The 12,338-nt window shown below is 45.1% G+C and carries 13 protein-coding genes; 1 reads left to right on the top strand and 12 read right to left on the bottom strand.

The genetic code is table 11. The annotated features are described in order from the left end of the window. Positions 1-245: 245 nt before the first annotated feature. Positions 246-1,415 (top strand): tryptophan synthase subunit beta, encoded by a 1,170-nt coding sequence (gene trpB, locus ACYQ3Q_RS20750; RefSeq protein WP_459930398.1) that lies wholly within the window; start codon positions 246-248, stop codon positions 1,413-1,415. Between the two features lie 380 nt (positions 1,416-1,795). Here the strand turns inward: trpB and mltG are convergent, their stop codons facing one another. From mltG to ACYQ3Q_RS20690, 12 genes are all read right to left on the bottom strand, one after another. After that, positions 1,796-2,824 (bottom strand): endolytic transglycosylase MltG, encoded by a 1,029-nt coding sequence (gene mltG, locus ACYQ3Q_RS20745; protein ID WP_459930397.1) that lies wholly within the window; start codon positions 2,822-2,824, stop codon positions 1,796-1,798. Between the two features lie 17 nt (positions 2,825-2,841). Continuing rightward, positions 2,842-4,203, bottom strand: coding sequence for a VanW family protein (locus ACYQ3Q_RS20740; RefSeq protein WP_459930396.1), 1,362 nt, complete (start codon positions 4,201-4,203; stop codon positions 2,842-2,844). Positions 4,204-4,368: 165 nt separating this feature from the next. Continuing rightward, positions 4,369-4,689 carry a DUF1292 domain-containing protein gene (locus ACYQ3Q_RS20735; RefSeq protein WP_459930395.1) on the bottom strand — a complete coding sequence of 107 codons (321 nt, stop codon included), beginning with the start codon at positions 4,687-4,689 and terminating at the stop codon, positions 4,369-4,371. Positions 4,690-4,751: 62 nt separating this feature from the next. Beyond that, a complete protein-coding gene (gene ruvX, locus ACYQ3Q_RS20730) occupies positions 4,752-5,174 on the bottom strand; it encodes a Holliday junction resolvase RuvX (protein WP_459930394.1) in 423 nt (140 codons plus the stop codon). A 55-nt stretch (positions 5,175-5,229) separates the two neighbouring features. Further along, positions 5,230-5,508, bottom strand: a complete 279-nt coding sequence (locus ACYQ3Q_RS20725; RefSeq protein WP_459930393.1) for a hypothetical protein — start codon at positions 5,506-5,508, stop codon at positions 5,230-5,232. 301 nt (positions 5,509-5,809) lie between these two features. Then, positions 5,810-6,751, bottom strand: a complete 942-nt coding sequence (locus ACYQ3Q_RS20720; protein ID WP_459930392.1) for an aldo/keto reductase — start codon at positions 6,749-6,751, stop codon at positions 5,810-5,812. A 211-nt stretch (positions 6,752-6,962) separates the two neighbouring features. Further along, a complete protein-coding gene (locus tag ACYQ3Q_RS20715; RefSeq protein ID WP_459930391.1) occupies positions 6,963-7,217 on the bottom strand; it encodes an IreB family regulatory phosphoprotein in 255 nt (84 codons plus the stop codon). Between the two features lie 80 nt (positions 7,218-7,297). Then, positions 7,298-9,925, bottom strand: coding sequence for an alanine--tRNA ligase (gene alaS / locus ACYQ3Q_RS20710; RefSeq protein ID WP_459930390.1), 2,628 nt, complete (start codon positions 9,923-9,925; stop codon positions 7,298-7,300). A 199-nt stretch (positions 9,926-10,124) separates the two neighbouring features. Next, complete coding sequence (locus tag ACYQ3Q_RS20705; RefSeq protein ID WP_459930389.1) at positions 10,125-11,156, bottom strand: AI-2E family transporter; 1,032 nt, start codon at positions 11,154-11,156, stop codon at positions 10,125-10,127. A gap of 261 nt (positions 11,157-11,417) precedes the next feature. Next, the gene (locus tag ACYQ3Q_RS20700; RefSeq protein ID WP_459930388.1) at positions 11,418-11,594 is read right to left on the bottom strand and encodes a hypothetical protein; all 177 of its coding nucleotides are present in this window, start codon (positions 11,592-11,594) and stop codon (positions 11,418-11,420) included. Between the two features lie 31 nt (positions 11,595-11,625). Next, on the bottom strand, positions 11,626-11,820 hold the full coding sequence (locus tag ACYQ3Q_RS20695) for a hypothetical protein (protein ID WP_459930387.1): 195 nt from the start codon (positions 11,818-11,820) through the stop codon (positions 11,626-11,628). Further along, positions 11,817-12,311 (bottom strand): PRC-barrel domain-containing protein, encoded by a 495-nt coding sequence (locus tag ACYQ3Q_RS20690; protein ID WP_459930386.1) that lies wholly within the window; start codon positions 12,309-12,311, stop codon positions 11,817-11,819. The genes ACYQ3Q_RS20695 and ACYQ3Q_RS20690 overlap by 4 nt, the downstream gene beginning before the upstream one ends. Between the last annotated feature and the right edge of the window lie 27 nt (positions 12,312-12,338).

Here is a 12,338-nt window from a genome sequence, read left to right as displayed (position 1 = left end):
ACCAAAGTTGAAAGTATAAATTTCAGGTGGTCTAAGAACAACTAAACGACGCCTTCGCTGAGGCTTGGCGCTTGTAGTTTTTTATAGGCAAGAGATTCGAGACTACTCCGTATCTAAGAACTGAAGTATGGGTTCTGATGGAACCTGTGCGAAAAGGTGGCATAATGGAAATTAACTTTCCGTCCTTTACTAGGGCGGAAAGTTTTTTAGTTTCAAAAATTAAATGAGTGATGGAGGAATTCGGAATGGAAAAAGGATATTTTGGTCAATATGGCGGAAGTTTTGTCCCACCTCAATTACAGGATGCTCTAAATCAATTGGACGATGCCTTTGAGACGTATAAGGACGATCCTGCCTTCAATGAGGAACTAGACTACTATCTACGCCAGTACGTTGGCCGTCCCAACCCACTCTACTTCGCTGAAAAACTTTCCAAACAATTAGGCGGAGCAAAAATCTATTTCAAACGAGAAGATCTAAACCATACCGGTGCCCATAAAATTAACAACGTCCTAGGTCAAGCCTTACTTGCTAAACGCATGGGAGCCAAACGAGTCATCGCAGAAACTGGAGCAGGGCAACACGGGGTAGCCACAGCAACGGCCTGTGCCCTCTTTGACATGGAATGCGTCATTTATATGGGAGAAGAGGACACGAAGCGCCAATCCCTCAATGTCTTCCGGATGGAACTCTTAGGAGCCCAGGTGATTTCCGTAACTTCTGGAACACGCACACTTAAAGATGCTGTAGACGCAGCCCTTGGAGACTTCGCCGTTAACTATGAAACGACCTTTTATATGCTTGGTTCAGCTGTGGGGCCACATCCCTTCCCCACCCTAGTCAAACACTTCCAAGCGATCATTTCACGCGAAGCACGCCAACAAATCCTGGAAGCCGAGGGGAAACTTCCCGATGCAGTCATGGCTTGTGTCGGCGGTGGAAGCAACGCCATCGGCATGTTTGCTAATTTCATCCCCGATTCAAACGTCAGACTCATAGGGGTCGAGCCAGCTGGTCTGGGCTTAGAAACCGGAAAACATGCAGCCCCCCTCACTGCCGGAGCTCCTGGAATCGTGCATGGTTTTAAATGTTACGTCATGGCAGACGAACAGGGAGAGCCCCTGGCCACCCATTCCATCTCAGCTGGCCTAGACTATCCCGGTGTAGGACCTGAACACAGCTACCTGAAAGATATCGGCCGTGCCGAGTATGTGAGCATTACCGACCAGGAATCCCTGGACGCTTTCCACAGACTTTCTAGAACTGAAGGCATCATCCCTGCCCTAGAGAGCGCACACGCAGTCGCCTATGCCCTTAAGCTCGCCCCTACCATGAATCCTGACCAAATCCTAATCGTCAATCTATCCGGCCGCGGCGACAAAGACGTAGAACAAATCTTCAACATGAGTAAGTAATCCAAGTGAACTCCTTCAGGTAAAGCCGAGCATCGGGACTTCTCTGACGAAAGCTTCCAGTACGATAGTCTCCTGTGAAGAGTATCGCCGAAGCCGCGATCCCTAAAGGAATACTTACCGGCGTAGGATAGGGTTTCGCCGAGCTGCATATCCCAAAAGGAATACTACGCGGCGAAGGAGACATTAGTCTCCGCTGGAGACTAATGCCGAAGGGCCAACCCCAAAAGAACACTGTAGCCCGTAGGATATCTCCCCCCATCGAAGAGAATATGGAACACCCACTTACAAGAAGTGGGTGTCTTAAAGCAAAGATGGATTTTGCAAAGTGAATCCCATAAACGGAGTTTCGGGTGAACGTGCAAAATCCATCTTGCTTACTTTCACTGATATAATTTTACGTTCTTTAAATGCTCCGCATAGGTTTTAGCAAACGCATGATACCCGTCTTTTTTCGCCACATAATATCGAAACTCCGTTTGGGCCGGATACAATACCGCTTGCAGAGAGGCGTGTCCAGGATTGGCAATCGGTCCCGGCGGGAATCCTGAGTAGAGATATGTATTATACGGAGAGGGAATCTGCAGATCCTTGTAATTCAGTTTCGGCTTGGGAGTCTCAAGCAAAAACTGAATTGTAGCATCAATTTGAAGGGGCTGGTTAATCTTCAATCTATTTAGTAACACTGAAGCAATCAAAGAGCGATCCTCCGCTTTCACTGCCTCTTTTTCGATCAAGGAAGCCAAGGTCACCCACTGAGAAACGGATAAATTCATCGCGTTGAGCTGCTTTTGCACCTCTGGCGTGATTTCTTTCTCAAACTGTCCAAGTAATAAATCGATCACAGCATGGGGGCTTGCCTTCTTGTCAATCTCATAGGTATTAGGAGACAAAAATCCTTCTAAGCGATGAATTCCCTTTGGCACATCCTTTAAAAATGCATATGGAAATACATCTTGCGTAACAACTTTAGTATACTCTTCTCTACTCCCGAATCCTTTCTCTACTAGTAGTTCAATAATTTGATTTGTAGTATACCCTTCAGGGATCGTCACACGGTCAGCGTCCACATATTCTGTGCCTCTTATCAATCGATTGATCATTTCATCCGGGGACATCATCGGAGCTAGTTGGTAATCCCCAACATAAAGCCTGAATTCATCGTTCCGTACACGCGCTAAATATCTAAACGCCCATGCACTGCGAATCAGCTGACGCTGTTCTAACTCCCCAGCTAATTGAGCAGCCGTTGTTCCTGGAGCAATCGTAATAATTATTGGACTTTTGTCGGTAGACGAATAGGGCTTTATAGCCCAAGACCACCAAGACAATAAACCAAAACCCCCAGCCATGGAAAGTAGAATAACCCACTTTAAGATGCCGATGCCGAAGGACTTTTTCTTTCTGGACATTTCTCACTCCCTCTCCACTATGTTTCAGAAATACCTCTAGTCCCCACACGAAAAATCTGGTTCGTCGGTGCATACCAGTCACGACCCAAAAACTGCTTGCCTTCATTGCCATCCTTGTCTCGAGTCACCTTCCAGGTGTTGACAACGATCCCCTTCGAACCCTTTTGCTCCTGAACAACTCGGCCTGCAGAAAGTTTGGGGTCAAGTCGGTTCTCTACCTTATAGTTGAGTTCCTTCTCCACTTGTCGTTCAATACTGATGGATAATCCCGTCTTCTTACCCCATATCCGAACAGTAAGAACGCCTGCTTTTACATCTGTCCGCAAATAGACCATACTCAGGGAATTATTTTTAAATTTAAAATCAAGATTGGGATAACTGACGGTTGCATCTTGACCCGCCGGAACATAACTAACGACGACCTCATGGGGTTTCCGTTCCATAATTTCTAAATTGCTTAGTAACACGGCATTATATAACGTCGAAGAGACTTGGCATATGCCGCCTCCGGTTCCTTGCACATATTCCCCATTGACAATCACGTAGGCCTCTTTATACCCTGTCTCCGGCTCTCGGGGACCTACTGTCTCGTTGAATGAAAAAGTTCCCCCCGGAAGAATGACTTTGCCGTCCAAAGCCTTAGCGGCCGCTGTTAAATTCGCAGAACGATTCTCCTCTTTGACTGAAAACTTTGTCGTGAATTCCCCGATAACTGAATCAAAAGCCAAAGCTTTTATAGACTCAGTCGTCACTGTTGCCGGAACCTCTTCCATCGGAAGGTCTATCCTTAACGGAACCTCACTGAGATTGAATTTTAGAATATCCCTTATTAGGCGGTCAACATCCACTGTCCGGCCACTCTCTGACGGATGAATAACCACATTATCCATTTCGATCTTATAAAAAGCATCTTTTGCCGGTCGATTAAATTTCTTCAACCTTTCCTGAAGCGCCTGACTAGCAGCTAAAGGATCGACTTTAAGCACACTTGACACTGCCAATCCAGGGATACGTTGGGCCTCTTCAACAATTTTCTGGGTATCAACTTCAATACCCATGTCTTTTAACGAAATCGGAATCTCTTTTTCATTGTACAACAGGACACGCGTTTCTTCCAGCTTGTCATTTGCCCAAGCATCTATTTTCGAGGGTGCTTCAGATACTAAGGTGCCGCTTAGATCCAAATCATCCACTTTTACGCCATTTGAAATAACAATAGATTTTGTTTTGGTTCCTACCTTATTATGCGAAGTACTATCATTCTCTAAGGTGTGACTTGAAGGGATACATCCTATTAATAGGAACGTTAGCGATAGAAGACCTAACGTTGTATAGAACGTCCGCATCCATGTTTGTCGTATTTGCTTCAAAATCCACACTCCTCTGCTTTCGTCAATCTTAGTATTTCCACAGAGCTTAACGTTTATCTTGTGATTTATTAACTTTTCAGTAATAAATCACGAGATTTTCTTTATAAAACATAAGAACCCGCTGAGATCGTCTCAACAGGTTCTTTGTGGCTATGAAAACAAAGTGACAAGAGTTTATTCTTTTTCGTCGTCTTCGGATTCAACTAAGTTCTCCCAAGCGTCAGCAACTTTTTCCCACTCTTCATCGTCTTCGATGTCTTGGAGCATTTCGTTGCCCTCAGCATCTTTGCCTAATTTAAGAATAATGGCCTCATCTGCATCCTCTTCTTCGCTGTCTTCGTCTGCAATAGGCATCAGAACGAAGTATGTCGAGCCTTCAAGTTCCAAGGTATCGAGATGGAGAAACTCGTGGTCTTTTCCCTCATCATCTGTGAGAACGACTGTGTCAAACTCTTCAGCGTCATGCTCATCATGGTTATGTGTTTGGTCGGACATTTATTTCACCTCTTATCAAAGAATATGGTCATTGTACTATTGTAGGTAATGATTGTCAAATATCATCCTGGAATATTTCTCGACTGCCGACGATCTAGATAACCCTGGAGGATAAAAACAGCCGCCATCTTATCAATCACGAGCTTTCGCTTCGAGCGCGATACATCCGCTTCCAGAAGAGTCCGCTGTGCTGCCACTGTGCTTAATCGCTCATCCCACAACTCCACCGGAAGCCCAAACTCCAAACGTAAAGTCTCGGCAAATTCATCTGTCAAGGCACAACGGGGCCCCAAGGTTCCATTCATATTTTTAGGATAACCTACGACAATCTCCATCACCTCATACTCGCGAATGAGTTCACGCAACTCCTCGATTTCCTTCTTGGAACGCTTAATCGTTTTAACCCCCTGGGCGGTCCATAATAAAGCATCACTCATCGCCACACCAATCGTCTTCGACCCAAAATCCAAACCCATAATTCGCATAATAGTTTCCTCCAGATACCCAAGTCTAAATAGTAACGAGCCACGGCAGGGCATATTAATCCTTTACAACTTTTAACCCTGAATACACTATTAGTAAAATAATACTAACCACTAGGGAATATTCAAAATAATTTTTAAATAAAGCAATACTCCAATTATCTTCTCCTATAATCCAATAGGCTAAGAAATTATGTATCCCTATTCCATCATTAAGGCTCGGAATTGCCGCTGCAGTATAGTTTGTTCCCAAACTAAGCGAAGCAATGACGCTAAGTATAATTAACGGTAGCAATGGATCGAAAAATCTAAACTTATGCTGTAATCTTTTCTTCATAATAAAAACGTATATTCCCCAAATTAGAAGGACTATCATTGTAAAAAGCATTTTTCATCTCCCTTCTGATCGAGTTAAATGCCATAAGGCCCAGCCTCTCCCGCGATATGCACCAAGTCCCCCATCTAAGCAAGAGCCGAGGCGATTTGCATCCCAAGCACCCTCTTGGTCCGACCTTCAAGCAGGGGGGGCTGCGTAGCCGGAGCTAAGCGTCAAACGACAGTGTGCGAAGCGAAGCCCACCAACTCCCCCGACATGCACAGTCCCCTCGAGCAATTCACCTCGGTCTTCCTTCCAAATCCTAAACGATTTTAAGGCAAAAATGCGGACAAGCCCTTCCGCAATACCCACAAAGCACACACGCTTCATTATCCACAACGGCTATTTTTTCAATACTCAATGCACTCTGAGGGCATGCTTCCAAACATAACCCACACCCTTGGCACCAATCAGCCACATAAAGGTTTCGCTCTCTGCGCTTCACTTTTTCCCGCAACTTCTGCGGGATTTCTTGCCCTGAAACCAAGAGCAAATTATAATCCACTTCTTCACGACTGGACATACCCAAGGCTATTGCTTGCACACCCGGAACCCTTTGGATAAAACCTACGGCTTTTTCTGGATCATTCGTCAAATGCCCGCCCCCGAAAACTTTCATTGCGTAAATCCCAATACCCATTTCCGCTGCAAAAGTAACTGCATCAAGCATATCGTCTAATTTACCATCGATAATCCCTAGACCCTGATAATTTAAGATGGGATGGATCACATCAAGTCCGGGCTGGAGGGCCCCAGCCCGGACTCCTGCCACGGCATGCGTTGAAAGGCCGGTCCAGCGTACAATCCCCTTTTCCTTGGCTTTTAGAAGTTCTTCCCAAGCCCTAATGTGCCCCTTGAGAGTAAGTGCGCTTTCCTGCTCATGGAGCAGAAAAAAGTCGAGAGTATCTCGATTAAGAGCAGTACGAGCTTTTTCCAGGCTCAAACGCATTTCCTCCGCCGTCACTGCGTAGCTCTTACTAACAATTTGAACGTCAGGGTAATCTTTGATGACCGTAGCAATTTGCTCATAATTGTTATAGATTTCTGCTGTGTCAATCCAGTTAACCCCTTGTTCAAGGGCATAGCGCAAAACATTAGCCCCTTCAGCCGCTGTCAAACGTCCTTGTAACGGGGATATAGCTAAACTTCCAAAGCATACCTCTGAAACTTCCGATCCCCATAAACCAAGTTTGACCTGACGCATCTCTTACTCCTTTCGAAACAGTGCGAAGTGCGAAGTTCGAAGCGCGAGGCGCGAAGTTCAAGACCCAAAGTCCGTAGTCCGAGACCCAAAGTCCGAGCTTCATATATCGCTTCTAATCTCTTATTCAGCGTGTTTCGCGCATCGCGCCTCGTACCTCGCGCCTCGCTAAAGTTAAACCCTCACCAGGTTGAGTGAGGGTTTAACTTTAGCATTACTTTTCTTGCAAGTAGGTTCTGACCAGCTCTTCGATCAGCTCAAAGCGTTCAAGTTTACGAATCATCGCTCGTGCCTGATTGTGGCTCGTAATATATACGGGGTCGCCAGACATGAGATAGCCAACCATCTGATTTATTGGGTCATATCCTTTTTCTTGCAACGCAGCGTACACCTTCTGCAAAATATCGCGGGCAGAAACTTCCTCTTCTCCCACTGCCTTAAACATCATGGTTTCTTCCATTCGATCCATTTCCTGTCCCCCTTTCGCCTTTCGTTAGCACTGATTACCCTACTGCCAAGGGTTGTTTTAGGTTTAAGAAAGATCCTTCTCTATTTTTTGAGAAATCCTCTTACTATTGTTGGTACACGATCAATGGCTTCACCCAGTTTACTAGGATCTTTACCACCAGCTTGTGCCATGTCCGGCCGACCGCCCCCGCTTCCGCCCGTAATTTTAGCGACTTCTTTTATAATCTGTCCGGCATGTAACCCACTTAAACCTGTAGGGCTTACAACCGTTACAAAATTCACCTTACCTTCGCTTGCCGCACCTAAGACGATGACTCCAGACTTGAGTTTAGCTCGCAAAAGATCTGCCATTTGACGAAGGCCTTCCATGTCAGAAACATGCACCGGAGAGGCTAAGACCGGAATTCCCTCGATCTCAGTAACCCGTTTTAGCAATCCTTCCACTTCATTTTTGGCGAGTTTTGCCTGAAGCTGGCCAATTTCACGTTCAAGGTCTTTGACTTGAGTCATCAGCCCTTGGACGCGTTTTCCTACTTCTAAGGGTTGGGCTTTAAGGTTTTGGGCAACTTCCATGACTTGTTCATCAAGAGCACGGAAATACGCTAAGGACTCTAAGCCTGTGATAGCCTCAATCCTGCGCAGGCCAGCCCCGATTCCACCCTCGCTGAGGATTTTCACCAGCCCAATTTCTCCAGTATTTTTAACATGCGTCCCACCGCACAGTTCTTTACTGACCATTCCCATATTAACAACTCGAACTGTTTCTCCGTATTTCTCTCCAAAAAGTGCCGTAGCCCCGCTCAGTTTAGCCTCATTCAAGAGCATTTCAGTGGCTTCTACCGGCAAGCTTTTCAGCACTGCTTCATTAATAATACCCTCAACTGCTCTAAGTCCCTCCGCCGTCAGCGGAGAAAAATGGGTAAAGTCAAAACGCAGGCGTTCTGGAGAAACTAAAGACCCCGCTTGCTGGACATGTTCCCCCAAAACAGAGCGCAGGGCAAAATGAAGCAGGTGCGTCGCGCTGTGATGGCGAGAGGTGGCTTGGCGGGCAACGAGATCAATTTCTGCATCGACTGTTTCCCCAACGTGCAAGACTCCTGTGGTTACCTGAGCACGGTGATAAAGGGTCCCAGTAACACCTTTTTTCACTTCAAGCACACGAGCCTCGGCACGAGGGGTTCGGATCACTCCCCAATCAGACACCTGACCGCCGCTTTCTGCATAAAAAGGAGTCTCAGCAAGGAAGATGAGGACCTCTTCCCCTTCACCTGCATCCTGCTTCTCCTCACCACCAACAAACAACCCTTCAATTCGAGTCGTTGTTGAAAGCCTCTCATAACCCACAAAAGGAGTCAGCCCTAAGAGTTTGGCTTTTTCCATGAGTTGTGGGCTTTCAACCACAGCGCGCATTTGCTGAGATTGCTCTTTTGCCCTCAGGCGATGCTCCTCAGCCGCAGTTTGGAACGCCCCCATATCAACGGTTAAGCCTTGCTCTTCAAGCATTTCTTCCGTCAACTCTACCGGAAAGCCATAGGTTTCATAGAGATAAAAAGCATCCGGTCCGGCTAAAACCGTCTCCCCTTGTTTCATAAGTGCCTTGACCTTCTCCTGCAAGAGCTGAGTGCCTTGCTCCAAAGTTGCTTGGAAGTTCTTTTCTTCTAAGTTTAAGTGATTTAAGATAAAATTCTCATTTTCCTTAAGCTCTGGATAGGCATCAGAGTAATCTCTTTGGATAATCTGAAAGGCCGATTCCAAGAACGGTTTGTCAATTCCCAAAAGTTTAGCATACCGGACAGCGCGCCGCAAAATACGACGAAGAACATACCCTCTACCTTCATTGTTCGGGCGAATCCCATCTGCTAACATAAACGACACCGCCCGAACGTGGTCAGATACCACTTTTAAAGCCAGATCATTTTTAGCATTCTCCCTATATTTAACTCCAGCTAAGGTTGCCACATGGTCAATAATGGGACGGAATAGATCCGTATCGAAGTTGGTCTCAACCCCTTGCATCACTGACGCAATCCGCTCTAAACCCATACCTGTGTCAATGTTTTGCTTCGGAAGAGGGGTCAAGACACCCCCTTCATCGCGATTATACTGCATGAAGACTAAATTCCAGATCTCTAAAAAGCGATCGCAATCACAGCCCATAGCACAACCAGGTTTGTCACACCTTCTGGCTTCTCCCAGATCGACATATATTTCCGAGCAAGGTCCACAAGGCCCTGTAGGACCAGCAGCCCAAAAATTCTCAGGATCTCCTAGGATTCGCTCGGACTTGACGCCCGCTTTCTCCCAAATCATTTTGGCTTCTTCATCTTCAGGATAGATAGTTACCCAAAGTTTTTCCACTGGGATTTTCAACACCTCGGTAATATACTCCCAAGCCCAGGGAATTGCCTCATTTTTAAAGTAGTCACCAAACGAAAAATTTCCCAACATCTCGAAATATGTATGGTGGCGAGCTGTTTTCCCTACCTCTTCCAGATCCGGAGTACGAACACATTTTTGAGCAGTTGTGGCTCTGGGAAAGGGAGGTTCTACCCTGCGTTGAAAATAGGGTTTAAAAGGAACCATGCCTGCGACAGTTAATAACAACGTCGGATCATCTTTGGGAATCAGCGAGGCACTGGGCAAAATATTATGTCCTTTAGCCTCAAAATACTTTAAAAACATGTCCCTCAATTCATTACCAGAATACATACGAACACCCCTTTAGAAATTCAATCTAAACTTTGCTTGCACAATAAAAAAATAACCTCACCCTATAAATCAGGGACGAGATTTTTTTGAGATCACCCTGCATATTCTACGGTTCAAAGAACTTTAATCTTCAATTCAATTGACAAATTCCCCATTGTTTATAAAGTATATACAGGGTAAGTCTTATTTGTCAACCAAATTAAACTTTTGTCGAAACTAACCTAAAATATACATGATTCAAGATGACTCGAATAACAGCAGCCAACGGGACTGCCAAGAACATGCCCCAGAAGCCGGCAATCTCCCCACAGGCCAAAAGGGCAAAAACGACCCACAGAGGATGGAGTCCTACACTTTCACCCATGAGCTTAGGCGAAATAATATTGCCTTCGAGCTGTTGTACGATAAAAATAATTAAAGTAACTTTCAAGGCCATAGCAGGTGACTGCGTTAAAGCCAACAAAACTGCTGGTACCGCCCCAATTACTGGTCCAAAGTAGGGAATCAGATCAAATACTCCGCAGATCAAACCAATCAACAAAGCATACTCCATCCCCACTAATTTTACACCAATACCGATTAATATCCCTACAATCACGGCGACGACTAGGTCTCCCCGTATAAATTGGCGAATCACATGGTTGATATCTTGCCACAACCGTCGCCATTCCATCCTCCAGCGTTGTGGAATAATTCGAAAGAAACCATTTCCTAGGCCCTTCCAGTCAGCAAGGAAATAGATGGCTATAACCGGGGATAACATGTAAAGAGTGAATGTGGACAATACATTAGGTAAACTAGCTAAGAAAAGGTTAAGCCGATCGGCAATTATGATCTCGCTCTGCGCTAATTGTTGATCCAAGACCTGCGCCACACGGCTCGGCAAGCCAGTCGCCTTAAATTGCTCACGAAAGCCTTCTATCATGACTGTAATTGACTGAATTGTCTTAGGTAGCACTACCACCAATTTATTAAGTTCATTGTAAATTATCGGCAGGATAAAAAATATTGCAGTAGCTAAAATCGTCATAATTAAAGTAAAAACAATCGCTATGGATTTGTTCCGGCTGATCCTATAGCGTTCCAATCCTTCGACAAAGGGATTAAGAAGAAAAGCAAGGACAAAAGCAAGAAAAAACGGACCTAAAATTGCCCTCACCTTGAAAAGAACTAAGATTGCTATGAGTAGGCAAGTTCCCGTAAAAATCCATTTCCAATACTTAAACTTCATCTTATCTTCATCTTATCTCCTTCTTATTAAAATTGAAGAAGCTGTATTTATGCTTTCTTCTGCAAAGAACCTTTTTCATTAATCAGTAATGCCGCGTAGTATCATAGGGTTCTGACTAGTAAAGAAAACTTGGCTGGCGCCAAGTCTTGGCGAAGGCGGCCGCCTAGTTGCACTCATGCTTCCAGAAAGTATATAACGTAAGTTATACTTTCTGACTAGTATAAAAAAAAGCACGCGATGCGCGCTTTTAATTTCTAAATCTTAATGAAATAGTTTAGTTTTTTTCAGCAACATACGGCTACCCTTTGTCAAAACATTCATGCCACGTCGCATAAGCATCGGCTTTTTCTTTTGTCGAGGAAACATGGATAAAACGAGAGCACCCACTAAAGCGACACTCCCAGTAACGAAACCGCTTAGCATTTGCTTAGATCTCATTATTCATCTCTCCATCTCTGTTTGATATGGATTACTCTATAGCGGCACAGGAAACACCCGAGTCTAGGGCTGGATCATCCCAAGCAACGAGAGAACCATCTTCCGCTAGATCATAAATAACCACTTTGTCTGTTTGAGTAGTAAATTCAACGCAGCAATCCCAACAATAGAACTGCTCTACTCCCACTTTACCAATAGCTCGTCCACCGCAAACTGGACAATTCATGATAGTATACCCCCTTCATTCGCTTGATCCAAGGGGGATACTTGATTATCAACGATCAATATGTCTTTTCCATCCATCATAACATGGGGTCTAAGAATCGTTCCCCTGCCATGAAGTAGGTCAGCGAAGAGCCCGTCTGAAACTTCAAATCCTACCATTCTTTCTACGGAATCATCGAGAAAAACATCTTCGATCGTGCCTCTAGCCTCTCCACCTTGGGTATAGACTTCATTACCCACTTTATCAGACCATCGTGTCCCCTTAAGTACTTCAACTGTTTTTTTATTGACGGTCAAAGCATCCTTCCCGACCGTTATGATGGCCTTTCGCGGAATGCCTTTTGCGGACTGGAAGAAGTGTCCGCCCTCTAAGAGAATTCCTACAACCTCATCTTTGTCATTGTCGAGGACCAAATCATGTACCCAACCAATCGAGTCCCCGCTTTTCAGATCCAAAACAGGTAGTCCGACAATCTCTCGAGTGCGTCGCATGTTTACTTCCACCTCGCCAAAAAGTAC

This window comes from Desulfosporosinus burensis (assembly GCF_054657535.1).
The sequence above is the reverse complement of the archived record's forward strand: the minus strand, read 5'-3'. Positions and strand labels throughout refer to the sequence as shown.